Genomic DNA, 25,645 nt, shown 5'->3' with positions numbered 1-25,645 from the left:
CGCACATTACCTAAAGGGTACTGAAAAAGGGAAACCCATCCTTTTTCAGTGCCCTCTCTTTTTACTTTTATTAGAAAAACCGTGTTAGGATAGTTGACACAATACACCTCCTATTTCCAACCATTTGGTATTCTAAACAAGATGTAGCGTATTTTGAGATAGGTTTTCTAACCTAAAACGATATACAAAATACAACTTTGGGGTGGAGAGTATGGAGAATCATAAGAAAGTAAGTAGGCGAATCCTGATTTTGACAACGATAGCGATGGCTGTTACGTTTACGGCATGGGCTTCTTTATCGCCATTAATATCACATTTTGAAAAACTGTACGGTTTATCGTCAACAGAAAAAAGTATTCTCGTCGCGCTTCCTGTTTTGTTAGGGGCGATTTTGCGGATTCCTTTAGGGATTTTAACAGACAGGTTCGGCGGTCGGAGAGTTTTTACTGTTTTATTACTCATTTCAACGATTCCACTTGTAGGAATTAGTTTGGCGAACACGTTTCCTTCATTACTGTTATGGGCATTATTATTAGGGATTCCAGGTACGTCTTTTGCGGCTTCGGTTACATTCGTGTCAAAATGGACTGCGAAGGAAAAGCAAGGAACGGCATTAGGCATTAATGCAACAGGAAATATTGGTACAGCTGTTGCTGGGTTTCTTCTTCCGACATTAGCTGTTCTCCTAGGGCTGCAGGCAACATTTTTACTATTAATCATTCCCATGGTCGTAATGGCAATCTTAATTTGGAGCTTCACGCCGGATTCACCAGAGTTTGGTGAAAAGAAAAGTTTATTCTCAGCTCTTTCAATTTTAAAATATAAAAATAGCTGGATTTTATCATTGTTTTACTTTGTAACGTTCGGGGCCTTTGTCGCCTTTGGTATTTATTTACCGACATTATTAATGGACTTATTTCAACTAAATGCCGTAGATGCAGGACTAAGAAGTGCGGGCTTTATCGTGTTAGCAACGTTAATTCGTCCACTCGGTGGCTATTTAGGGGATAAAATTGGTGCAGGTACAGTGTTAACGTTTGTGTTTAGCGGAATTTCACTTGGTGGCTTAGCGATAGGTTTCGGAATGCATAACATAGTAGTCATGACAGTGGCTTGTATGTTAGTCGCAGCTTCTGCAGGGGTTGGAAACGGGGCTGTGTTTAAGCTTGTTCCACAATTGTTCCCTGTCAATACTGGTGCAGTTACGGGTGTTGTAGGTGCAGCGGGAGGTCTTGGTGGCTTCTTCCCACCTATTTTCCTTGGGATTATTAAGGATACGTTTGGGACCTATCTACTTGGCTTCCTTTTATTATCCACACTCGCACTTATCTGTTTAATTTTTAACAAACGCCATTTTGACCAGCAGGAAAATGTCGCAATTCGACGACAACAACAGCTTGATGTAAATTGACGCTATCCTTGTAAGTTTGCTATGATTAAGGAATAGATCAATACAAGAGGGTGTCGACGATGGCTGGAACTGAAGGGAAAGTAATCGCACAAAATAAAAAAGCAGGACATGATTATTTTATAGAAGAAACATATGAAGCGGGAATTATGTTAAAGGGGACGGAAATTAAATCAATGCGAGCTGGGCGCATGAATTTAAAAGATTCCTTTGCGAAAATATCAAACGGCGAAGTGTTTCTGCACAACGCTCATATTAGCGAATACGAGCAAGGAAATCGTTACAATCATGACCCAACCAGGGCACGGAAGCTATTGCTGCATAAGAAGCAAATCAATCAACTCATCGGCCAAACACAGCAAAAAGGCTACGCACTTGTGCCGTTAAAAGTCTATATTAAAAACGGCTTTGCGAAAGTGTTAATAGGGCTCGCCAAAGGGAAAAAGAACTTTGATAAGCGTGAGACTTTGAAACGGAAAGATGCCAAACGTGAAGTCGAGCGTGCTTTAAAGGAACGTCTGAAAGGATAAATCCACCAGTTGCATCTGCTACTCAGTGTGCTATAATAAGAAGTCCAGAGTGGAATATCTCTGGTGCTTCTTTTTTAATTTCATACGGGGACGTTTTGGATTCGACAGGGATAGGTCGAGCTTACGTCGCGAGTCGAGGGGGTCGGCCTCGTTAAAACGCCAAAGCCTATAACTGGCAAACAAGAACAAAACTTCGCACTAGCAGCTTAATAGCGCTTTGCGGTTCCACCCTCCATCGCCCATGTGGTAGGGACTGGGACTCACTCTAAGTGGGCTACGCCGGTTACCCTCCGTCTGAGGGTGAAGGAAGAGAACAATCAGACTAGCTGCACGGAAGCCTGTCGCTGGGCCGAGGTGTTAGCGAATTGCTAATACAGTGACTACACTCGTAGAAGCGTAAGTATCGTTATCTTTGGACGTGGGTTCGATTCCCACCGTCTCCACCAAAATCACCGTGAACCACCTGACTGCATAGGTGTGACTTGAACCATAAACTTGCCGTTTTGGCAACGATATGCTTCAAAAAACTCTAGGCAAAAATATGCTTCAAATTTTATTACATAAAGGTACCTGAGAAGGTACTTTTTTGTTGTTGTGAGAATATGCTTAAGCTATGGAGGCAGAAAAGTGTGTGAATTCAACAATATGTTTTCGTAAAACGTAAGCTTACGCTTGAAAATACTTAATGAAATTTTATGCTTGAAACTTAATTGGATTTTAGTATTTAAAGTAACGTATAACTTAATTATTAAATGGAGTAATGCAAACAAGTTATTGTGTGCATTTTTATTTTTGCTTATTTTAAATCTTTTTTAGAGTAATGATCTTAGTACACTAATTATAATGATTTTATTTAATATTCGAATTTGAGAAAATTGATTTGGAACCTTTCACTTTTTTCTTGTGAATCTATAATTTAAAAATTGTTCATATTACTAATTTATTATTACTGTTCATACTGATATTAATAAAGGTAGATAATTTTAAAGAGAAAAACGAGAACAACAGATTATTTGCTGAACAGTAGACTCTTACTGCGCAGCAACAATTGTCATAATTATGGGAAATCTGAACAATAATTTGTTATCATCTGGTATGATTTTAGTATGGTTATTTGTGTTATTGTGAAGTTCTTCACTTAAACTCCCTCAGTTAGATAAATATATCTCTTAAATACTCGCTTATTCGCAGGATTTCAAACCACTTGTAAGAACAAAGACGGGTAAGTGGAATGAGTATTGATAATAAAGGCTACATGAAGGCATGTGGGAATAGAGGAGTGAATAGAAACTCCATTTTTTTCCATATGATGCGCGCATTCTCCACGCCGCCCCTGGAGGCTATCCCTCCCATGTCTCAACGGGTCTAATGCCCTCTCATTCCTTCGTTATGCCTATCCAAGGGGTGGAGGCCGGTTTTGCTAACGGAATGGGTCTGTGCCCTTTTGTTTAAGTATTCCAGTACTCCGTGCTTTCTTTGAGATCCTACGAATAGGCCAACATTCAATAAAGTAACTCTTGCTGTTTGATTTGTTCAGTTTTAAGGCAATTAAGTTAGGCTGCTAAAGGTGTTAAGGGTTGTACTTTTTCTGGACTATAGGGTTCATTACGTCGGGCAATTCCTACTATCATTCTTGCAAACTTGCCAATCAGTTTCATAATAGATTTCATTTTTTTCATCTTTTTTACTTTGACATTCTGGGCATGAAGTTCTTTAAACTCAGGGTTATTCATCACCAGACTCAATGTCGCTAGGTACAAAAATCGCCTTAGACGAGATCTTCCTCTCTTAGACAGGACAATTTGTCCTTTCCATTTACCGGAGCTTGCTTCGACTAGATGTAAACCCGCATGTCGTAACAGAGAATTGCCATGTGAGAACTGACTTAAATCACCGGTTTCACCTAAGATGCCACCTAACGTTATTTCTGTTAACCCCTTAATACCAAGCAGTTTATCGGTGAAAGTAATGCTTTCAAGCGCTTCAGATACTTCTTTTTCTACTATTTCGAGTTGGGTTGTAGCGAGATCAAATTCCTCAAGTAATTGTTTTAAGTGCAATTTATATGCATCGTGTGCTTTATCATTACCAACAGAATTCTTGGCTAGTTGAATGAGGGCTTGAGCTTTTTTAATACCAGGTTGACGCTTCATCACGGTTCTCCACTCATTAACAATATCGATGGCTTCCATCGAACGTAATTCTTTCGGTGTAGGGAATAAACGGAGAGTAGCGAGTGCTCCTTTGCCTTTCACGTCTTTAAAAACTTGTCTAAGTTCAGGAAAAATAATATCAACCCAACGATTGATTTGGTTCGCAGCACTGACAAATCGTTTTACTACTGTATCTCGATTAGACATCAGTACTCTCAGTTTTTCGAAAGCCTCTGTAGTTGGACGAATAAAGGAATAGTATCCATTCTTCACCATATCAGCAATAACTAGAGCGTCTTTTTTATCACTTTTGGACTGAGTATTATCTCTATTTTCTTTATTCTTTTTAACAAGGTGGGGATTAACTGTCACAACATCAATATCTTGTTCGTAAAGCCATTCTGATAAGTTTAACCAATAATGCCCTGTAGGTTCCATACCAACGATTTCTGTATCAAGACCTTTGGTGTTTTTAAGCTGTATTATCCAATCTAGTAACCTGGCAAAACCATCTTCGTCATTTTCAAAAGGTAAAGGATCACCAACCACAATACCACGATAATTCACAGCTCGGGCGACATGTGTTTGTTGGGCAATATCAACACCAACAACGAGATGTTTATCGGAAATTCTTTCTATTAGTTGATTTTGTTTGTCTTGCATTTTAAACTTCATATAAGAGTTCCTCCTTAGATTTGAGTTTTAGAGTGGTATCTATACTCATATCTTACTGAGGAGCTCTATTTTTTTCAAAGTTGAAAATAGCGCACTACAGGAATGCTAACGGAGCAGAAGAGTTGAACAAGAGGGTTTAAAATAATGTAAGACGTATTTATAAAAAGGAGAGTCGAGTTCATGAACAAAAAGGGTTGGAGTATTTTAATTTCTATCAGTTTAATAGTAATTTTATCATTTGTTTTTTACCAGCAAACTCATATATCAATATGGGGATTTAACCTCGCCAAAAAAGACATTAAAGATGTAATAGTTCAAACTGAAAATACATCTTATTTGATTACTGATAAAGAGACTGTGTTAGCGATTGCGAAGGGAATTTCAACAATGAAAAAACACTCAAAAGTGGAGGTTTCTGACTCCTATTCAATAAACACTTCTGGTGATTACACAAAAGTTCTTATCCGAACAAAAGATAACACTACTTATGGTGGTAATCTATTTACGATGGGAGAAAACATTGTTCAGGGTAGCAATGGTTATTACTGGAGTTTAGATTATCAAAAGTTAGAAAATGAATTAAACGCGTCTCTTAATACTGCTTCTTTATTAAACTAACGGGAGCGTTAGTTCAACAAAACCCAACTAAGTTGTTGTGGTAAATAAGGATTTGTTGTACAAATAAGGATAGGTATAGCAGATTTTTTCACTGCTCTCCTATCCTAATTCTTTTGCCCATCATAATGTCTGACATTTTAGATTATATTTACTTTTAATGAAAGACACATACTGCGAAAAAATACCACATGAAATGCAGTTTAAAGTTAATTTACATTTTAAAATGGGTATATTCTTTTTTTCTTATAAATTCATCTATAAGGAAAAATAATAATGCAATGAAAGTAGCTAAAATCATTAGTGAACCAAGAAAAAAGAAAGAAAGCAATCCAAATCCAATATGAACTAAAAAAGAAAGGTAGAAACGATATTTCTTAACATTTGCTGTTATTAAATCTGAGAATAACGAAACAGGTATTCCATAAATCAAGCTTCCTAACAGGCTATACAAAAATATAAGAATAATGACAGTAAAAGCTGTGGAATTAATATTAGATTTTGTTATTAAGATCAGAATGAACAAAAAAAAGGTAAAAAAGAAAGAAGTATAAAGTGCAACTTTACTTTTTCTAATTACGAGTGGAGTTTTGTAAAGTTTTTTTCTTACCTGGGGTATAAAAGTTAGACCAATAATACTTAGAACAACTTTTATGTGTATAGATTCTACTCCTACCCAGATTATGAAATAGATTAGTGTAAAAAACGATGTATGTAAAAATAGTTTAGACATTGTGCCCCTTTTTTTATTTTAATTATAACAAAAATTAGTAAAATTAGAAGTTGATTTTACTGCTTAGTACAACGATATTGAGCACTCGATGAACTAACTTTGTGAAAGAATGTACTTAAAGTAACGGGGGCATTAGTTGAACAGGAAAGGACATAACATATTAGTTATATAAAATATGTTATGTCCTTTGATTTACTTATTTTTTTTGAGGGGTGGTAATGAAGATATGGAGATATATTTTTTACGTCACGCACAGGGAGAACACGTTTCAAGACCACCAGCGAGTTTGCAAATAAAAGACCCTTCACTAACCGATATTGGAAAATGGCAAGCGACTAATCTGAAAGAAATCTTTCCAGTTTCATCAGATGACTTATTTATAATAAGTCCCCTTCGACGTACGATACAAACAGCCTTAATCTGGACAAGTGATGTGCCATGTCAAAGAGTAGTTCATCCACTAGTTGGCCCTCGTATGTTTCCGTTATTAACACAAGACAAGGCTTATGGTTGTGACCAAACATTATCCAAAGAAGATATTGAACAAGAATTTCCCCAGCTAAAAATGGCAGATGTTGAAGCAATCCACTGGAAACGAGGTATTAATACCATTTCCGAAGATGAATTTACAGATTTGGCAAAACAGTTTATTGATTGGTGCAGAAACTTCAACAAAGATAAGATTTATATTGTTTCCCACGATGGAACAATTACTTCTTACCGTCAGTATTTGGATGAATCGGTAACTCGTGAACATTTCTTAGGAGATGCGCGTTGGCATAAAGTAGTTATTTAGTAATTGGTACATATTTCAGTTAACATTGGCTTAGCTAAAAATAGCCACGCCTTTTTTCCATTTAATATTGTGAAATAATCCACTTAAAGTAACGGGGGCGAATGCACAACAAGAAGATGCGGTCAGCTACAGCTGATCGCTTTGCTATATAAGGGCAGTTTACTTCAAGAAGAAGTAGTTTAAATAAATCAGAATAAGAAATAGAAGGTTAGAAGGAGAAATGTCCAAAAAGAGAGAATTGTTTTTAATTATCAAAAATTGGGAGGAGTTTTAAATATGAGTGAAAAATTATTGAGGATTGGAACTACTTATATTCCAGTAACCAATGTAGAAATCTCATCTGATTGGTATGTAAATAAATTAGGTGCGGAGTTAAATTATAAAGATGAAGACAAAGCGATTTTAAATCTTGCTAACCAAAGTATTTTTTTAGTTAAATCAAATGAAAATCAAAGTTCTAATTTCATAGATATTTATGGTCAAGAACGTTTTTCTTTAACTTTTGAAGTGAATGGATTAGATGCTCTGGAAGCAGTTCATAAGGATTTTATTGAGAATGAGATAAGAGTTGGAGACATTGAAAATAGAGGACACTCTGGCAGAAATTTTATTTTTTATGACTTAGATAATAATAAGTTTGATGTATGGAGTGAACTGAGTCCAATTTTCAAAGAAAAATATTTAATCTCACAATAATCAAAGACTATTATCTCTTATGGTGCTAACGGGTAGCTTTCCTGTAAGAAACAGGGAGGCTTTTTGTATGAACACACAAAAGGAAATTAATGTTAAAATTGAAGTGCAATTATTCAAGTAGCGGGCAGAAGAGTGGGAGAAGCACAGTGTTTTATGTTACGAAAAAGTACCCAAGGAGGAGAACAATGAAAGAAAAAATTCACATAATGGGAGCATCAGGGGCTGGAACTTCAACACTTGGTTCTTCATTATCAAATGTTTTGCCTCATACATATCTTGATACCGATGATTACTTTTGGACAACGAAGTTTACTAAACAAAGAGAAGTACCTGAAAGAAGAAGGATGCTTGAAAAAGATTTATCACATAATGAAAACTGGATTCTTTCTGGTGCAGTGTGTGGTTGGGGTAATAACTTTAAAAGTTATTTTGACCTTGTTATATTCTTATGGATTCCACAAGATATAAGGCTTAAAAGGCTAAAGCAAAGGGAATTTCAACGTTATGGAAATGAAATATTAGCTGGTGGTAGCAAATATGAACAATCAAAAACATTTTTAGAGTGGGCTTCTTTATATGATAGTGCGGGAATTGAAGTTAGAAGTAAAACTTTACACGAGCATTGGATGGCAGACTTATCTTGTCCAATATTAAAAATTGAAGGGGATTATTCAGTCAATGAAAGAGTTGATATTGTCTTAGATTATCTTAAATACTAATTGAACTAAAGGGTGCGTTGATTCAATAAAGGTTAGCGGTTTTTTTACAGAAGTTATTCGACTAACGGTGCAGGAAAATTAAACAAGAAAAATAAATATTTATTGAAAGTTAGTGAAAATTAGTTACAGAGGTGAAGTTCTTATGAGAAAACTTTGTATACTAATTTTCTTTTGTTTATTCCTTTTTGTTCCAATGGTTGTAAATGCACAACCAGCAAAATGTCCTAATTTAAATGAGTTAGAGGACACCAATATTGAGGATAGAGATGAAATCCTTAAAGCTTTAGAAACTTTAGTCCCTCTTACTTATGAAACCGGAGAATTGGCTGAAATGTATACACAGTGGAAAGTTATCACTGCTGTGCCATTTCCTAATACTGTGGGAAATGCTAAGGATGAGAGTTATTATGGAATGGCAAAAAATTTTTGCGGAGAAGAAATTGCAAATAAATCTTGGCTAGTAAGATTATATTTCCCAAAGTTTGAAGGGATAAGTGCAAGTGCTTTAGAAGGGCAAATCTTTGTCGCAAAAAGTAAAGAACAAGGATGGTTTGTTTGGTTCAGGTATCATTAACATTTAGTTTCTTATTCAGTTAACGGGAGCGTTAGCTCAACAACATCCAACTCTGTTGTTGTGGTAAATGAGGTCATTTGTAGTACAAAAAAGGATAGGTAAAGCAGATGTATTCACTGCTCTCCTATCCTTCTTCTTTTGCCCTTTATAATGTGAGACATTTTATAAATTAATTACAATATAAAAGGTATTAATCATTTACTTGACTTTTAATAAAAGACCCATACTGTGCAGTAAAATCATTTTACTTTCGGTGACTTTGTGAAAGCAGGGTTTTTTTGAAAAAAGTAAATTATTCCCTGTATTAACGTCCTAATTATGGAAATGTTAATAATAAGATATAATTGTCGATGGGTTCAGGAGGGCATTTATGGAATACAGGGAGTATTGGGAACAGATATATGAAAAGAGTGATGAATTAAATTCGATAATATCTTCTTATTGGAGTACTTACTCCAACATGGGAACATGGCAATTTTGGATCGTAGTTTCTTTATTGCTACTTCCCTTAGTCTTGCTCTACTTTACAGTGGATAGAAAAAGAATGTTTGAGTTGTTTTTCTTTGGATATACGGTTCATATGCTTTGGACATATATTGATATTGTGCTCGAAAGGTATGGCTATTTTGTTCACACATATTTTCTTACACCAGTATTACCGATGGCACTAAATATGACTGCCTCTGCACTCCCAGTAGGCTTCTTACTTGTTTATCAATATTGTACTAATAATAAGAAAAACTTCTATTTCTATACTCTAATATTAAGCGCAGTGTTTGCATTTGGCTTCGCAAGCTTAGAAGCCCATTTGGGAATGCTAGAATTTAATAAAGGGATGAATCAAATTTACCTTTTCCTCATCGATGTGGTAATAGTATTTATTTCTTTTTGGTTTACAAAGTTCATTAGAGGAAGCGTAAATAACGCAAAATAGTATTTTAAGTAATGGTGCTTTAAAAATAAAATGGGTTGAAGTCAACAGTGATCTGTTGGCTTTTTATGTATTAGGATTATTGAATAAATGCTAAGTTTTTAACTGGATATTTATGTTAAAATTTATATAAGTATGTGAAGTGGTACACTTAAACTACCATGAGAGAATGAAATATGTTCTCTCATTTTCTGTGGTGGAGCAGCGCTCCATAGATGGCTAACGGGCAGGATTACTTCAAGAGAACAATTTTTTAATGTATTAGAGAATTTAAATTGCAAATAATGTAAAAACTACAACTGTGTGCTATATACATGACAAATTACATAAGGAATGAAATAACGTGCATATCATTTATAATGCTTTATTTTTATTGGGTGGTTGGCGTTGGGGTGATTGGAGAAATTGGGAGAAGTATTACCCTACAATACTCTTCTTTATTTTAAGTGACTTACTACATAATTTTTTAACTTATAATCATCAATTTTGGCATTTTCAAGAAAACGTATTTCCTTTACCATTTCTTAATCATACAACTATCTCGTTAATTATTATGTTTGTTTGCTACCCCGTGACCATTCTGATTTATCTTGGATATTTTTTTAAGACAAACAAATGGAAAAAAAGAATATTCTATTTTGTTTTTTGGGTAATGTTATACCTTTCAGTTGAATATATCAATCTTTACATCGGTTTAATTTCTCATCACAATAGTTGGAATATGTGGCATTCAGTTTTATTTGTTATTTTTATGTTTATCATATTTCCCATTCATTATAAAAAGCCACTATTAGCTTGGATTATATCAGGAATAGTTTTAATTTTCATTTTGACTCAGTTTGAGCTTCCTCTTGATAAAATGAAATAACTCTTGAAGTAACGGAGGCTTATGTTTAATAAGAAAGACGAAATGTTAGTTTCATTTGCTGCATAGTACAACCATACTGGTAAATGAATAACCCTCTAAAGAGACGATTGCTTTCATAGTAATCGCCTTTCGTATTTGACCTATACTGCGCAACAAATAACTTCTATTTGTGAAAGAATTATTCAAAGTAAAAAGCAGTTGTTATTTAAAGGTTGTTGAGGAAAGCTAAGTATAAGTTAATAGCAATTTGTGATAAAATATTATTATTATTTTGATAAATCTGTCATTCTATATTTTTCTTAAATGTTGGAGCAGTATGTTTAGATCAACAAGTTCTCAAAACTATAATACTAGAAAATGATGACCTCAATATTAAATATAGGTATAATATGGAAGGGCGGAAGGTGGCAATACTTTTATTCGTATATGTTAATTGGAGAAAATTCTCCTGGTGATATGAAGAAGGACATCAATCAAAAAACTGTTAATTTATTTTTTAGTAGACTATTTAATAAAGGTATTAGGAGGAAAACGTTTGTGGAATTTGAACAAATTCAAGAACTGATAAATTCTTTAAAAATGATTATAAATGAAGAGAAAGATATCGTCATACCAAACCCGGGTAATAAAGACAAAATTGAATTAAAGAGTAGTAGTTATTTGTTTGTAGTCGATTTAAATAGAAGTGGTCATAAAAAACCAAAATGTACATTTCAATTAAGAGAACAACAACATAAAGATTATCCTTTACTAAGATTGGACTTAATAGGAAGAACACATCCAAACCCACCAGGTAATTTTCCATTGGCGAATCAAGAAGTTCCTTGTCCCCATATACATATTGCTGACCCTAATTATGGACAAAGTATAGCATATCCTTTAAATCATAATTATGCTAAGATGTTTTTAACAGATGATGAACTGGAAGATTTAGCAATAGTTTTAAAGTCATTTTTAGAAAGATGTAATGTTGGAAATATTAATGAATATAATTATAATTATCAAGTAACCCTTTTGTGAAATGGAGGTGTCCAAATTGATAGACCAATTAAAGCAGGAATACTTAGAGTGGACACAACAGAAGTTGAAATTTGAAAAAAATGATGGATTTGTTGAAATTGTTACTCCGTTTGTTGATATGAACCATGACTATATAAGCCTCTTTTGTTCAAAAGAATCAAATGGGTACAAGCTGTCAGATGATGGATATATAATCGATGAATTAATTGACTTAGGTGTTGATGTGAAAAAATCTTCAAAAAGGAATCAATTTTTTAATATGACATTAAACATCTTTGGCATTAATTTCGATAGTTCATCTTTAGAACTGTATGTAACCTTCAATAATTTAAACGAATATCCAGAAAAACAACAAAGGCTCATTCAATGCATTATGAGAGTTTCCGATATGCTTCTCACCTCTCGAAATAGAGTAATTAGCTTTTTTACTGAGGATATAGCCCGATACTTTTTAGATAATGATGTGTTTTTCAATGAGTCCGCAAGTTTTATAGGGAAATCGGGAAGAAGTCAGACATTTGATTTTGCTCTACCGAGAACGAAAAAGGTGAACCCAAAATTAATAAAAGCCATTAATAATCCTACTTCAGAATCATATAAGGATCCATTGTTAGCCTTTATAGATGTACAAGAAACCAAAAGTGATCACGGATTTTATGTATTGGCTAATGATTCCAATGTAGTTATTTCGGATAAATTTGTTCAGTCGCTTGAGAATTATGATATAAAGGTACTACCATGGTCCAACAGGGATGAATGGGTAGAAGAAATAAAAACCAGTTAAAAAATAGCCTTGTAATTATACATACTATTTTTAACTGGTTTTTATTATGTCTATAGAAATTATTATTATCATTCTTAATATTCAATAATTATGTGTATGGTATTTATTTAGAGTAACAAAATGGTAAAGCAATTAAAGAAAAAACTTTGTAGTAAATAGATTAGTAAAACTATAAACCTAGAAAGCTCTTTCCAACTCCAAGGGGTTTTCTAGTATTTGTTCGCGCTCTCAGATCAGAGGAGTACCTGCTAATTTGCTAATAAGATAAGCCTGAAAACTCTTTGCTATAATATCCACCATTAATAAAAAGTAGTTCATACCTATCGCCCCCTGTGAAAGAATTGAACTAAAAAGCCCCAATAAAAGAATAATTGTCCAAGTAATTAACTTCGTTGCAAACCCAGGAGTTGCACCTAGCTCCTCGTCCACGCCCAGGGGTAACGCTGAGCTCAGAGCACGAACAAGTTAATTGTATATCATGCGGTAATGATGTTCAACTATCTGGCGCTTATTTCAAGAAGAACAATAACAAAACAAAGTCATTACTGCGCAGTACAACAATACTTGTATATAAAAAATCATGTCATGCAGGCGATCACTCTTATAGGGTGATCTTTTTTTCGTATTAGACCTATACTGCGCAGCAACGATTGTCATAATCATGGAAAAAATAAACACTAATTAGTTTTCATCTGGTATGATTTTAGTATGGAGATTTGTTATATTGTGAAGATCTTCACTTAAAGTAAAGAAGCAGGATTGTTTAAGAGGACATTACTTCTACTGTTGAATAAAAAGTCAGAGGTTATAAAAAACTTCATTCTTGTGAGAAAGGATGTTGAAAATGAATGAACAAAGTATTAACAATAAAAATGCTTGGGAATATCGGGCATATGAGTTTTGGCATAAACGAGACGGTACTCCAATGGATAAGGCAAAGAAAATAGTAGGAAACCCAAAAGCAAGCCTAAAAAAACATCAACAGTATTTTGACAAAATCAGTGGAAATAAAATTGCAAATTTATGCGGTTCCAATGGTAGAAAAGCTGTTCCCTTGTCTTTATTAGGTGCAGAAGTAACTGTTTTTGATATATCAGAGGAAAATAAGAGATATGCCTTAAAATTAGCTCATTATGCAAATACGTCTATTGATTATATAGTAGGAGATATTTACGACATTGATTTGGTAAAGTATAAAGATTCCTTTGATATTCTTTATTTAGAAGGAGGAATATTACACTATTTTAATGAAATTGATAAATTTATGGCGATTCTTTTTTCAATTCTTAAAAGTGGTGGGAGAATGGTTTTAAGTGACTTTCATCCATTCAAAAGGTGTATAGACTCTGACTTTAAATATATCCCCAAGTATTTTGATAATGAATTACATAATGGTGAAGTAGCTTATAAACAATTTTTTGAAGAGTCCGAACAGCAAGATTTCCCTGATGTATCAATAAGGTCTTATACATTAAGTGAAATAATCAATTCAGTTATTAAAACTGGTTTTACATTACATAAATTTGATGAACATCGTGGATGGAATGATGAAAATATACCTTGGGAATTTACAATTTTGGCTATAAAATAAACAGAGATTTGTTCCACTAAAGGGTGCGATGCCTTAACAAGGCAGGTTTCTAGAATGTTAGGATTAAGTTAATAACTTTTTAGGAGGTTGAGATGAGAAAGTTAATAATTGGTATTGCGGTAATGACAATCCTTTTTTCTATATTACTAATATATAATCACAAACAACTTCCAACTAAAGAAGATGTGTTTAAAATTACAGGTGATTGGTCTCCGAAAACTGAGGAAGTTTATTTGGTTAGGAAAATAGACGAGGAATGGTTAACTATTTTTAGAAATAGTCATTCCGTTTTAGTCAGTCGATTAGAACAAAATTGGTTGGGTTTTTGGGAGTTTAAAGATGATTTAGGAGGAGAAGGTTCATTAGCTTCTACTTATTATCCTCCCGAACAAAATGATGAATTTACTTGGGGTGCATCAGGTTCAGATGAAGTCGGAATATCATACTATTTTGGACATATTATTAATCCTAAAATACAAGAAATCAAAGTTGAAACAGAGAAAGGTATCTATGACGGTTACATCCCTAATACAAAAGCAGAGGATGGGGAAGAGATAGATGTCTATATTCTTGGAGAGAATAAGCCTTTATATAATTATGAAGGAACAGTAATTGCAATTGTTAATAGAAAAAATGACGATGAAGATAAACTTGTCGTGGCTAATCAGAAATATAGTATAGATGAAATAAAGTCTGTAATTCATTTTCAAGAACAATTTTTTGACATAGACATTATTACAAGTAGTTGAAAAGAGGAGAGTTAATGCAAAGTATGTGAATAAATGTACTTAAATTAAAGGGTGCGTTGATTGAATAAAGGTTAGCGGTTTTTTAACAGAAGTTATTCGACTAACGGTGCAGAATAATTGAATAAGTCCATTATAGTTTCACAAACTAAAATAGAGGTGAGACAATTATGAGAATAGTGACTATAACATTTATGTTGGCTATATTTTTAATTAGTTATAATACATCAACGTATGCACAAACGATAAATGAAGCTGAAACAGAATTATGTGATACGGTCAAATATGCCTTGATAAATAGTCTTAGAGAGCCCATTGATAAAGCCATACATAAGATTTATAAGGATGATAAGGATGCACCAGAAAGTCTTACTTGGGCTTCTTATCAAACAGAAATCTTAAAGATAAAGCAGTTATATGGAGTAGGTGGAGCATATGAAATTACTTTAAAGGTTAAACCATATTATCGTGCTCATATAACTTATGGTGAAGATATAGTTGTAGTAAGTGCAGATGGTCAGTTAATTGATTACAAACATTTGAAAACTTATTAACTCAACTTAAACGTAAAAGGTCTTTGTCTTATTCCATTAACGGGAGCGTTCCTTAACAAGGGATGCTTTTTCTATGTCCATTAAAAGGAAATTAATGTTAAACTAAAGAAGCAGCATTCCTGTAATAACTGAAAATCAAGTTTGAATAAAAAAAGACCTCTTGATAAGATGAATTTGTCCTGAGCTGGCCCGCTTAAAAGGACAAAACATCTACTAGGAGGCCTCTAATGAATTATAACCAAAATCATAAAATCGCTCAAATCACACCTGAAACGCTAATAATAGGTGTAGATATCGCAAAGCACAGTCATGTCGCTAGGGCTCAAGATTTCAGAGGAATGGAACTTGATAATACGTGTTTCTTTGAAAATACGAAAGAAGGTTTTCAATCATTTTTAGATTGGATCAACCAATTAAGTCAAGAGTCACGGCTAACCAAAGTGATCGTAGGCATGGAGCCCACTGGTCACTATTGGTTGAATCTAGCTCATATCCTTAAAGAGAACAATATTAAGTTTGTTTCTGTTAATCCACTTCATGTAAAACGAAGTAAGGAATTAGACGACAATTCACCAACGAAGAACGATATTAAAGATGCAAAAGTGATCGCTCAATTAGTGAAAGACGGAAGATACGCCGAACCAACAATCCCACAAGGAGTTTATGCAGAACTGCGTGTGGCTAAAAAAATACGCGATCTTCTTAATGTTGATTTACAGATGGTTCAAGGACAAGTTCATAATTGGCTTGACCGCTATTTCCCAGAGTTTTTGACTGTATTTAAGAGTTGGGAAGGTAAAGCAGCGATTCACTTTTTAAAACTAGAATGCTTACCACATGAGTATATTCAATACACTGATGAAGAGCTTTTTACGTATTTGCGACAAGTGGTAAAGAGAAGTATTGGTATGAAAAAAATTCAAGCGTTAAAAGAAGCCGCCAGTCGTTCCATTGGTATTCGCCAAGGAGCTGAAATGGCCAGATTAGAGTTACGGGCTTTGTTAGAGAAGTATGAGTTTATACAAACGAAGTTTGAAGAATTAGATCATCAATTAGATAAGTTGTTGCAACACATCCCAGGTGTGACACAGATGTTAGAAGTTACAGGGATTGGTCGAGACACAGTAGCTGGTTTTTTCGCTGAAGTTGGTGATTTAAATGAGTATCAACACCCACGTCAGATTGTAAAATTAGAAGGGTTAAGAGAAAACACATCCGGAAAACACAAAGGACAAACCAAAATAACTAAGCGGGGACGTAAGAAGCTAAGGGGACTCTTATTCAGGGCAGCGATGATCCTTGTAGCTAAGAATAAAGCCTTTAAGGCTCTTCACAACTATTATACTACCCGTCCAGATAACCCATTAAAGAAAATGCAATCTCTGATTGCCCTATGTAACAAATTGATTCGAATTCTATTTTCAATAGGCAAAAGACAATTTACCTTTCAAGAAGAAAAAATGTTAAGGGATATCCCTCATATGGCTCCATTAGTTGAGCCTAAAGCAGCCGCATAATCATAAGCTTTTAGAATTTAGGGTTACAAAGTCACATTTTTAAATGTTTTTCTTACAAGCGAAGCACGGATTAGTCGGCAAAGCAACTAACGTGAGGACATAGATCCTGTGGGGCAGCATGACCGGCATCCACCTCATGGAAAGGTTGAACGAAGGAATGTAAGAGCATTGACTCTGTAAGGCATGGGAGGGTGGACCTCCATGAGACATGTGGACATCCAAAAGTGCAATTATAACCACTATAACCAATTTTTACCTATAATTAGCTAGTTTAGTATACATTTTTTTGATTATTCCCTTCAATTGAGGGTTTAAACTGAGGTTGTAGAAACGCAGTTTAATGATCTTACTATGTAAACCTGAGAATACTAGAGCAATCGTGAGATTATGATTAGTTTATTGAGGGAGGTTACTTTAAAAAAGAATGTTATAATTAAGCTTTGTTCAAAAGAAGTAAACGCTTCATTCCTTTAAGGATCGTTGGTTCCCATAGGAGGGCATAATAAAAAGGTGAATTCATAGAACACCAAAAAGCATAAATCTTGAAAGGTGAAAATTTATGGATAAAAAGGACCAAGTAACATTAAAAGTATGGAATGATAAAATCTCTATAAACATTATTGGGATGAAGAAACTAGCATTTGTAGACACTCCTGAAATGTATGACTTAATCGGAAATGCAAGATTTAGAATTCCTGAAACCGAGGAAGCTAAAGAAAATTACAAATATCCATATTCAAATGAATATAAGAAATCATTCCATCAGATCTCATTTGATTATTATTTCGGGGAAGAATTGCGGAAAGAAGCATATGGTAAGGATTATATAATTGAGCACCTTGATAATGATGGATTTAATTGTTCAATATCAAATCTTTTTTTATTGAAAAAAATTAAAAATACTTATAAAGGCTGGAATTTTGACAAGGTAGTAGATGATAGCAAGCATATTGCAGCAGTGACGATATATCATATTTTAGAAAACAGAACATTTCAAATAACTATTGCATTCAATGAGTTATATCGAAATGACCAAACAGGAAAGTCACTTGAAAAAATTCGATTGCTCTATCCGTATAATTATGAAATTGTACTACAGGATGCTGAACAAATAATTGAAGCTATATCCAATAGAGAAAATATCAACTTTGAAAGATGGAAAGAAATGTACAGGTTTAAAGATATTCGTATCGAGTATGCACCTGAATTACAATTAACGGAAGAAGAAAAGAAACAACCACCTAGTTCATTAGTGATCAGAGATGGTCATTACTATTTGCTTGTTGGGAAAACAGATACTTCAGTTGGACTCATCACCTCTATACCTTATGATAAAAATTGGAACATTGATTGAAATAATAGTGGCCATTGGTAAACTTTATGATAGAAATTACTTAAACTCTAAAGGGAGCTTTTGTTGAAGAACGGTCAAGAAAATGCTCAAACTTTTTTATAAAAATTGTACAATACTTCACAAAGGGGTCCCGCCAACAAAACGCGGAAAACATACGCTAAGCAAAGTTCGACATGAAGAAAGCCGATTTTTCCTACGCTAAGGAATCATCGGCTTTTTTATTCTAATTTGTAGAGTTTGATATATGATTTCCAAGTATTTTCTTATGGGTTAAAATTGATTTGTTGTGTCAAGAAGTTGTAGAATTCGAAAACGGATTGATTATTTATACGTATAAAAATGATGTATTGAATCCATAGTATAAACTGTGGTGGCACTAATTATTAAAAGAATTATCAAAAAAATGATCAAACTTTTTTAGGGAACCTGCAAAAATTGGAATTTATTGGTGTGACCCCAGAGAGACGATTAAGGGAATAGCACAAAAGCTGTAGTGTTACCTTCAAGGATTGATCTGTTACAAAAATTCATCTTGTAATTCTTTACTCTTAGTTTTCTCATCGGTCCTCCACTCATTTGCGTAATTTCTTATTATTTCAAGGAAAGCCTTTAACGAAGGAGATAACCATTTTTCCTCATGATAAGCTAAATACGTTGAAATTTTTTTATCTGTTTGAACCTCTTGAGCAAAAATTTTATTCTGTATAATATCTTTTTCAACCGAAATATAGGGTAATATGGCAACACCTAAGCCACAAATAACACATTCTTTTAAAGCGTCTATACTCCAAAATTCAATCGAATTTCTATTTAGTTTTTCACCCTCACATTCTAATTTTTCAGAAAGTAAGTCCTTAAAGGTTCTTCGATAAATACATCCTTCTTCAGTAAATAAGTACACCCGATTATGAAGGGAATCTACTTCTTTCAAGGAAATAAAATCAGCAGAAATAAACATCATAGGCTCATTCACTAATTCCTCAAAGTAAATACCTTTGTTCTTTCTTTCTGTGTCAATAATAAAGGCCAGGTCTACTTCCCCCTCAGATAAATCGGACTGTAATTTCAATGGATCCAAATGCTTTAGCTGAATGTCTACTTTAGGATATTTTTCTTTAAATTCCTTAATAAGTGGGGGGAGTCGATAAATCAATAAAGCTTCTGGTGCTGAAATAACTAATTTCCCTTTGATTTCCCCACTAATAGATGAAACCTCCTTTATATCTCTATAAATATTCAACATTTTTATAGCATGAACCATAAGGAATTTTCCTGTTTCCGTTAATAACACCTTTTTACCAATACGATCAAAGACGGGTTCTCCTAACTCTTCTTCAATACATTTAATATGAAATGTTATTGTTGATTGAGCATACCCTAATTGTTCTGCTGCTTTTGTAAATCCACCAAAATCTACGATAGCTTTAAATGTTTGCAAGTGTCTAATCTCCATAAGACATCCCCAATCTTACCAATCAATAAATTCGATTGTTTTGATTTAAAATATCAATTTTATTAATCAATATCAACTGTATATAATTAAATCAGGTAAAAGATGGAAACCTAGGACCTCTCTTACTTTTAAGTATTAAACAAGCTGCCGGCAAATTGTACGCTCATTTACTATTAACTTTTTAGGGGGATACATAATGTCATCTTATATTATTGGAAAAATTGATATTGATAATGACAAACTAAAAAAAGACCTACAAATTCATGATAATTTCCCAAAGATTGCAGAAGAATATGATGAATTCGGAACAGGTTTTTGGCAAAATTGCTCCCTTTGGAATGCAACAGATAATAAAAATGATACCATGTACCGAGATTATGACCATGCTGCTCAACAAACAGAGTATGGTAAGAAATTGACATATGTAGATGAGCTGCTTAAAAATAACTTTAAATTTGATAACTTAAAAATGGTTAGAACCCGTAATCTGATTGACGGAATGGTTATTCCTCATAAAGACTTTGTAGAACTAAATAAACCAAAACAACAGTATTTCCGTGTATTTGTTCCGTTAGAAGACAACGAATTAGCTTTTCATTCAGATGAAGAAAGTGTATTCAAAATGAGAAAAGGAGAGGTTTGGTTCTTAGATGCTGCAATTATTCATGCTGCTGTTAACTTTTTTAACAACAGCCGAATATTCCTTTGCTTAGATTATGTTTTCCCTGGTGATTACAGTCCAGAAGACATTTTCGCGAACAAAAGTAACTATAACCCTGAACTTTCTCCTTTTATCGTTTCTAGACAAGATGTGGAAGCTGATTTTGAAGAAAGTGTAATTAAGTCTTTATCTAAGATTATATCTCAACATACATTTAAAGATATTGTATTTATGTTATCAAAACTTCACTTTTATAAAAATCTACCGATTACAACCTGCTACGATATGTTAGTAAGCATTGCAGAAGCATCACAAGATGAAGCTGTTTATGAAAAAGCAATAGCATTACGAAAGTATTTAATAGAAAAGCGTGATTTGAGAGAGCGTTTTTCTCTGGCTCAATGGCCAACCCCTTTAAAAGCATAATTTAAACAGAGACCTTTGGTATAAACCAAAGGTCTCTTGATTAGGAGGACTTACAATGAAAAACAACTTTGAAGTAAAACATTTAGATTCACCACAAATAAAATTAAAACAAAAGATGATTCCGTATACTTTTGTTTTAATGTGGAGTAGTGGGGCCATTTTTGTTACATTTGGACTCAAATATGCAGATCCCTTTATATTCCTTTTTTTAAGACTTCTGTTTTCAACATTGGTTCTATGGGGGGTTGTTTTTTTCTTAAACACAGGGATCCCTACTAAGTCGACAGAATGGGGATATATTTTATTAACAGGATTATGCATGCAAGCCGGGTATCAAATTTTTTATTTTCTAGCTCTTGATAATCAAATTTCTCCAGGAGTCTTAGCAATTTTTCTCGGAATCCAACCCATTATTACAACCTTTTTTATAAAAGTAGATAGTGGCAAGACCCAATGGTTAGGTTTAATATTTGGAATTATCGGTCTAATACTTGTAGTTGCAGATAATATAATTATTAACTCTTTTAACTTCATGGGGATTTCTAGCGCTCTTTTATCACTTTTTAGCATTACCATCGGAACGATTCTACAAAAAAACATAAAAATCAGTCAACCATCAAACATGGCTATACAGTATAGTGGGGCTACATTCATTCTCTTATTATTGGTTTTGACATTTGACCAATCATTTAAATGGACTTCAATGTTTACTTTATCACTCGCATGGATGGTACTCATTATTTCAGTAGGGGCTACTCTCCTTCTTTATCAAATGATTCAAAAAGGAAATCTTATGAATGTAACCAGCCTATTTTATTCGGTTCCACCAGTTACAGCTCTTTTAGATTATTTCTTTTTTGGGAATTCCCTAGAGTTAATAACAGTTATAGGTATGATTTTCATTGTTTTTGGATTACTTCTAGTTAATCAAAAAGGGAAGTTTCTCTAATTAAGTCAGGTTCAAGAAACTCGATGCTCTAAAGGTGCATATGCAAGGGTTAGCTCATTAGAGCAGAATTTAGACAGACAAATAAAAGAACTTGAAAGTTTTGGTTGCGATAAAATTTATTATGATAAACAGTCAGGTAAAGATTTTTCTCGACCAGCTTATCGTGAAATGCGAAAAAAGATGCGTTTTGGAGATGTACTGGTTGTTCATGATTTAAGTCGATTTGGACGTAATAAAGATGAAATTCGTAATGAGTGGAAAAAAATAATTGATGAAGAGATTGATATTGTTGTTTTGAATATGCCAATTCTCGATACAAGAAAGTACAAAGAACTTGAAGGTGTCGGGCAATTGGTATCAGATTTAGTTTTTACTTTGTTATCGTGGATGGTAGAGGAAGAGAGAAATCGAATTAGAACAGCTCAAGAAGAAGGTATTAGAATTGCAAAGATTAAAGGTAAATACAAAGGCGGTAAGAAAAAATATCACGCTAATGCCAGAGGGAAAGATAAAGTTATTTATGATGAGGTCGTTAGGCTTTTAAGTAAAAAAGAAAGTGTAATGGATATTCACAGGAAAACGGGACTTTCCAGAAATACGATATACGCAATAAAAAAAGATCTCAACTAAAAGTTTTTAAGAGTTAAATAAGCTTCAGCTTATTTTAGAAGCCTAAAGGCTGCGATGTATTGAGTTCATGAATTTGATACTTGATTCGAAAAAGTGTATAAAAAAAGAAAAATTTTTAAAAAAAGAAAGGTATTTTAAAATCCTGATAGAAATACATAATATATACAAAAATGGGAGGGGTTACTTTGAGGAAGATATTTTTACTTTTAGTATCTACTATTTTATCTTTTAGTGTATTTACTTTAACTGCTACCGCAGCTGGAGACCAAAGTTCCCCTAAGACTTTTGAAGTTGCGGGATACGGAAGTCCCACAGAATGTACAGGTATTTCTTATATTGAAGATAATGGATGGGCTGGTATTTCTGCTTATGGTACAACTGAATGTGATGCATCTGTTGATTTAATACAAGCTACTAATTATTTCATTGTAGATTACAATGAATATGATTCGACTATGGAACAGGATTTTAATACTACTTCAGTTAGAGCGGATACAAAAAATTATCCAGATGATTTGGCAGCTTTTGAGTCTGAGACTTATCATTATGTTGAAAACTAGGGACTTTCTGAAGCTGTTTGGACCGATGTCACATAATAAAAATAAGAAGGGGAATCCCCCCTTCTTATTTTTATTATTATTCAAATTGATTTAGTTGAATTAGTGTAGGTGATTATATGAAGATTATAAAATTTTTCTTAGTGTTGTTTACAACTCACATAATATGTACTGGTTGCGTAGGAGAAAGTTTAGAGTCAAGCTCGCAAAAACCAAATGTTACTGAATATAGAATGAAATTGGGAATGTACGATGAGAACTCCGAATCAAATAGACATTTAACTATTTAGACTAGATGAAAATATATTTACTCCAAATATATTTATTTCAAATGATAGTCCCGAAAAAACTAGTTTTAGATTGTTTTTTTTCTTGAATTATGAACAAGTTAATGTTGTATATAATAAAAAAGAAGTACCATTTTTAGAACTAAATTTAGATGAATATTCTAATGGGAATTTTGAAATTGAAGTTTCAGGGATTAGAGAAGGTAGAAGTGATTTTCTTGTAATGGCTGTTAGAAATCCTGATGAATTTAAAAGTGTTGAAAGATATATTCCACCTCAAAAAACTTATTTAGCTAGAAGAAGTACCCTAATTTATAAACATAATCAGCAGCCTTCAATTAATTATCATGATATTAGTAGTACTTCTAATATATCTAACAAATTACCTGTGAATCCATTTTTATCATATTCTCCAGAAACTAATATGAAAAATGCACTAATAACTGTATCTTATCCATTTGAAAAACTATGGTTGAATTTTGCAAATGATATTGATACTAATAATAAATTTGCTGTTATTGCATTACATAACAATAAACAAGTTGATTTAGAACAGATATTTTTTCGTCAAACAAGTGATGAGTTTGTTCAGCATCTTCCTCTTCTAATGGATAATATTGAAAATATTGATAATGAAGGAAATTTGTTTTTTGTTTGTTTAATAGAAAATCCATATGAGCTTATTGAAAATGATAATAAAAGAATGCCAATTCCTTGTCAATCTAAATTTACTAATCAGATTAAGATGATAAATTAGTGAACCTAAAGTAAATAAGAGTTTTTAAATGTTAAAGTATTTGTTTGCTTGTGGCTTTGAATTAAGTTTGATAAAGAAGCAACCTCTTCAGCATACTAGCTGTAAGGTTGCTTTTGTTTTCCTGAAAATAAGAAATCACTTGTTAATTAATCGTAGAATTTACTGTCATAATTAAATGTTCTTTACGAGTTTCTTTATCTATATTTTTATTGTGGTAATCAAACTCATATACTAATCTATCTTTTTTATAGAATAATTTTGTGGAATAATTTTCTTCCTCTGTAATATAACCTGTAATATTTTTATTTAGGTTTATTTCTTTATAATCTTTATTTTCTGTTTTATGAAAAGAATCAAAGTTATAAATACGAAGATTTAGATTAATTCTTGTTGGTTCTTGAGTGGACATAGTTAACAGATCAATGAGAATTCGTTTTTTCATACCCCAATCTTCGATAAATCTCACTTTAAGTTCAGTTGCATCGAAAGGGAACTCTTTAGGTAAATCTACACTAAATGGTAAAGCATCTAAAGCAACTTGCAATAGGGTGCTTTGTACAGTCCACTGATTTCCTCTTCGATTTCTTCTAAATTACTTGTGTCTAATGTAGTTTTCTTCTCTTGAATTTGACAACCTGTTATTACTGTTACAAATAAAACAATTAGTATTGTAATAGTAAAACGCATTAGAATAAACCTCCCTATTTATGGTATTAGTAGAGGTTATTATTAATAAAGACATGATATTACAAACGATAAAAAAACTACAGTAACCACGGACTCAACGGATCTTCGCTTTATTCTGTAGGTTCCTGTTTCATTTGTGCAAGCGCCGCACCGAACGATTGTGAAGTGATATACTTAAACTATCGAAGCAGTAGAGTTTAAAAAGCATAAAACCCTACAAAAAACAGATACTAACAAGAAATAACTATTTCTGGAGGCTCTTTTATGCTTAATCAAAGGAAACACTATCTTTTCTTACACTTATTCTTCCCTGGCTAACTTCACCATTTATAGGAAAAAATACATTTGTTCGTTTTTTACCAACAGCAACCTTTATTGGGTACATATTTGCATTATTCAGCGAAGTGGCTGATAAGAAAAAACTGTGGAAAGTAAAAAATGGTTTATTTCGGGGGTACGTTTTAGATGTTTCTTATTTATATGGTCTATTCTTCATTGTAACTATATGGTTTTTTAAATTAACATATGGAAATTTCATTAAATATTTAGTGACTAATATTATCGGTGACTATATTTTTACATTTCATATAGTTAAGTTCTTTACGAAGGTTGGCACTTTTGAATTTAAAAAAATGAGACCTAATCATTTTTTTATAATATCTGTTTTCCTTGCAGTTGTTATTTATTTTTATCAACGAATGATTGAACGTGTAATTTTTATAGAGAAAAAAGAAAATGTGATGAAATAAAGTAAATCTATTTTGAAAACTTGAAATGCTTTTTCATTAACGGGTAGCGATTGCTGAACAAGCAGCAGTCGCCTTTTTACGAGCAGGTTAGCATGGACATTATCCATCCTTAGGAATAGAGGTGAACATTTTGAATAAGTATAGACGGATTCTTGTATCGATATTTTTGTTATTTCTAATTTCGGGTTGTAATCAACAAAATGATAAAGGTAATGTGTTTTTTAT

The 25,645-nt window shown here is 33.1% G+C and carries 24 protein-coding genes, 1 other RNA gene and 1 pseudogene; 23 read left to right on the top strand and 3 right to left on the bottom strand.

What is annotated here, in order from left to right; translation table 11 throughout:
* Positions 1-211: 211 nt before the first annotated feature.
* From B1R93_RS11730 to ssrA, 3 genes are all read left to right on the top strand, one after another.
* Positions 212-1,411 carry an MFS transporter gene (locus B1R93_RS11730; protein WP_088104144.1) on the top strand — a complete coding sequence of 400 codons (1,200 nt, stop codon included), beginning with the start codon at positions 212-214 and terminating at the stop codon, positions 1,409-1,411.
* 59 nt (positions 1,412-1,470) lie between these two features.
* Entirely contained in the window at positions 1,471-1,938 is a 468-nt protein-coding gene (smpB, locus tag B1R93_RS11725; RefSeq protein WP_088104143.1) for an SsrA-binding protein SmpB, read from the top strand.
* 86 nt (positions 1,939-2,024) lie between these two features.
* Positions 2,025-2,384: a transfer-messenger RNA gene (gene ssrA / locus B1R93_RS11720) on the top strand.
* A 1,107-nt stretch (positions 2,385-3,491) separates the two neighbouring features.
* Here the strand turns inward: ssrA and B1R93_RS11715 are convergent.
* Entirely contained in the window at positions 3,492-4,766 is a 1,275-nt protein-coding gene (locus B1R93_RS11715) for an IS110 family RNA-guided transposase (protein ID WP_088104142.1), read from the bottom strand.
* Between the two features lie 180 nt (positions 4,767-4,946).
* Here B1R93_RS11715 and B1R93_RS11710 point away from each other — a divergent pair, with 180 nt between their 5' ends.
* From B1R93_RS11710 to B1R93_RS11640, 14 genes are all read left to right on the top strand, one after another.
* Positions 4,947-5,384: a hypothetical protein gene (locus tag B1R93_RS11710; RefSeq protein WP_088104141.1), complete on the top strand. Its 438-nt coding sequence runs from the start codon at positions 4,947-4,949 to the stop codon at positions 5,382-5,384.
* A gap of 956 nt (positions 5,385-6,340) precedes the next feature.
* Positions 6,341-6,910: a histidine phosphatase family protein gene (locus tag B1R93_RS11700; protein ID WP_165763795.1), complete on the top strand. Its 570-nt coding sequence runs from the start codon at positions 6,341-6,343 to the stop codon at positions 6,908-6,910.
* A gap of 276 nt (positions 6,911-7,186) precedes the next feature.
* Complete coding sequence (locus B1R93_RS11695) at positions 7,187-7,606, top strand: VOC family protein (RefSeq protein ID WP_088104138.1); 420 nt, start codon at positions 7,187-7,189, stop codon at positions 7,604-7,606.
* Between the two features lie 185 nt (positions 7,607-7,791).
* On the top strand, positions 7,792-8,325 hold the full coding sequence (locus B1R93_RS11690; protein ID WP_088104137.1) for an ATP-binding protein: 534 nt from the start codon (positions 7,792-7,794) through the stop codon (positions 8,323-8,325).
* A gap of 142 nt (positions 8,326-8,467) precedes the next feature.
* Entirely contained in the window at positions 8,468-8,899 is a 432-nt protein-coding gene (locus B1R93_RS11685; protein WP_088104136.1) for a hypothetical protein, read from the top strand.
* A gap of 370 nt (positions 8,900-9,269) precedes the next feature.
* A complete protein-coding gene (locus B1R93_RS11680; protein WP_088104135.1) occupies positions 9,270-9,833 on the top strand; it encodes a hypothetical protein in 564 nt (187 codons plus the stop codon).
* A 340-nt stretch (positions 9,834-10,173) separates the two neighbouring features.
* Entirely contained in the window at positions 10,174-10,698 is a 525-nt protein-coding gene (locus B1R93_RS23675) for a CBO0543 family protein (RefSeq protein WP_088104134.1), read from the top strand.
* Positions 10,699-11,235: 537 nt separating this feature from the next.
* Positions 11,236-11,718 carry a DUF6978 family protein gene (locus B1R93_RS11670; protein ID WP_133058638.1) on the top strand — a complete coding sequence of 161 codons (483 nt, stop codon included), beginning with the start codon at positions 11,236-11,238 and terminating at the stop codon, positions 11,716-11,718.
* A 16-nt stretch (positions 11,719-11,734) separates the two neighbouring features.
* On the top strand, positions 11,735-12,502 hold the full coding sequence (locus B1R93_RS11665; RefSeq protein WP_165763794.1) for a DUF1829 domain-containing protein: 768 nt from the start codon (positions 11,735-11,737) through the stop codon (positions 12,500-12,502).
* An 844-nt stretch (positions 12,503-13,346) separates the two neighbouring features.
* Positions 13,347-14,093 (top strand): class I SAM-dependent methyltransferase, encoded by a 747-nt coding sequence (locus tag B1R93_RS11660; RefSeq protein ID WP_088104131.1) that lies wholly within the window; start codon positions 13,347-13,349, stop codon positions 14,091-14,093.
* A 92-nt stretch (positions 14,094-14,185) separates the two neighbouring features.
* Positions 14,186-14,842, top strand: a complete 657-nt coding sequence (locus tag B1R93_RS11655; protein ID WP_088104130.1) for a hypothetical protein — start codon at positions 14,186-14,188, stop codon at positions 14,840-14,842.
* Between the two features lie 167 nt (positions 14,843-15,009).
* Positions 15,010-15,393 carry a DUF3888 domain-containing protein gene (locus tag B1R93_RS11650; protein WP_088104129.1) on the top strand — a complete coding sequence of 128 codons (384 nt, stop codon included), beginning with the start codon at positions 15,010-15,012 and terminating at the stop codon, positions 15,391-15,393.
* 227 nt (positions 15,394-15,620) lie between these two features.
* Complete coding sequence (locus B1R93_RS11645; protein ID WP_088104128.1) at positions 15,621-16,910, top strand: IS110 family RNA-guided transposase; 1,290 nt, start codon at positions 15,621-15,623, stop codon at positions 16,908-16,910.
* A gap of 559 nt (positions 16,911-17,469) precedes the next feature.
* On the top strand, positions 17,470-18,264 hold the full coding sequence (locus tag B1R93_RS11640; RefSeq protein ID WP_088104127.1) for a hypothetical protein: 795 nt from the start codon (positions 17,470-17,472) through the stop codon (positions 18,262-18,264).
* A 517-nt stretch (positions 18,265-18,781) separates the two neighbouring features.
* Here B1R93_RS11640 and B1R93_RS11635 read toward each other — a convergent pair.
* Positions 18,782-19,702, bottom strand: a complete 921-nt coding sequence (locus B1R93_RS11635; RefSeq protein WP_245308269.1) for a LysR family transcriptional regulator — start codon at positions 19,700-19,702, stop codon at positions 18,782-18,784.
* 211 nt (positions 19,703-19,913) lie between these two features.
* Here B1R93_RS11635 and B1R93_RS11630 point away from each other — a divergent pair, with 211 nt between their 5' ends.
* From B1R93_RS11630 to B1R93_RS11610, 6 genes and pseudogenes are all read left to right on the top strand, one after another.
* Entirely contained in the window at positions 19,914-20,804 is an 891-nt protein-coding gene (locus B1R93_RS11630; protein ID WP_088104125.1) for an aspartyl/asparaginyl beta-hydroxylase domain-containing protein, read from the top strand.
* Positions 20,805-20,859: 55 nt separating this feature from the next.
* The gene (locus tag B1R93_RS11625; protein ID WP_088104124.1) at positions 20,860-21,753 is read left to right on the top strand and encodes a DMT family transporter; all 894 of its coding nucleotides are present in this window, start codon (positions 20,860-20,862) and stop codon (positions 21,751-21,753) included.
* A 48-nt stretch (positions 21,754-21,801) separates the two neighbouring features.
* Positions 21,802-22,206 (top strand): annotated as a pseudogene (locus B1R93_RS23670) (recombinase family protein); the annotation flags it as partial.
* Positions 22,189-22,383 (top strand): helix-turn-helix domain-containing protein, encoded by a 195-nt coding sequence (locus tag B1R93_RS23665; protein ID WP_280949483.1) that lies wholly within the window; start codon positions 22,189-22,191, stop codon positions 22,381-22,383. The pseudogene B1R93_RS23670 and the gene B1R93_RS23665, both read left to right, overlap by 18 nt.
* 185 nt (positions 22,384-22,568) lie before the next feature.
* Positions 22,569-22,943, top strand: coding sequence for a hypothetical protein (locus B1R93_RS11615; RefSeq protein ID WP_088104122.1), 375 nt, complete (start codon positions 22,569-22,571; stop codon positions 22,941-22,943).
* A gap of 369 nt (positions 22,944-23,312) precedes the next feature.
* Positions 23,313-23,984 (top strand): hypothetical protein, encoded by a 672-nt coding sequence (locus B1R93_RS11610; RefSeq protein ID WP_088104121.1) that lies wholly within the window; start codon positions 23,313-23,315, stop codon positions 23,982-23,984.
* Positions 23,985-24,126: 142 nt separating this feature from the next.
* Here B1R93_RS11610 and B1R93_RS11605 read toward each other — a convergent pair whose 3' ends face one another.
* Complete coding sequence (locus B1R93_RS11605; RefSeq protein ID WP_088104120.1) at positions 24,127-24,528, bottom strand: hypothetical protein; 402 nt, start codon at positions 24,526-24,528, stop codon at positions 24,127-24,129.
* Positions 24,529-25,645: the final 1,117 nt, after the last annotated feature.

It is taken from the genome of Halalkalibacter urbisdiaboli (assembly GCF_002156385.1).
In the GTDB taxonomy this organism is placed as follows: Bacteria; Bacillota; Bacilli; order Bacillales; family Bacillaceae_D; genus Halalkalibacter_A; species Halalkalibacter_A urbisdiaboli.
The sequence above is the reverse complement of the archived record's forward strand: the minus strand, read 5'-3'. Positions and strand labels throughout refer to the sequence as shown.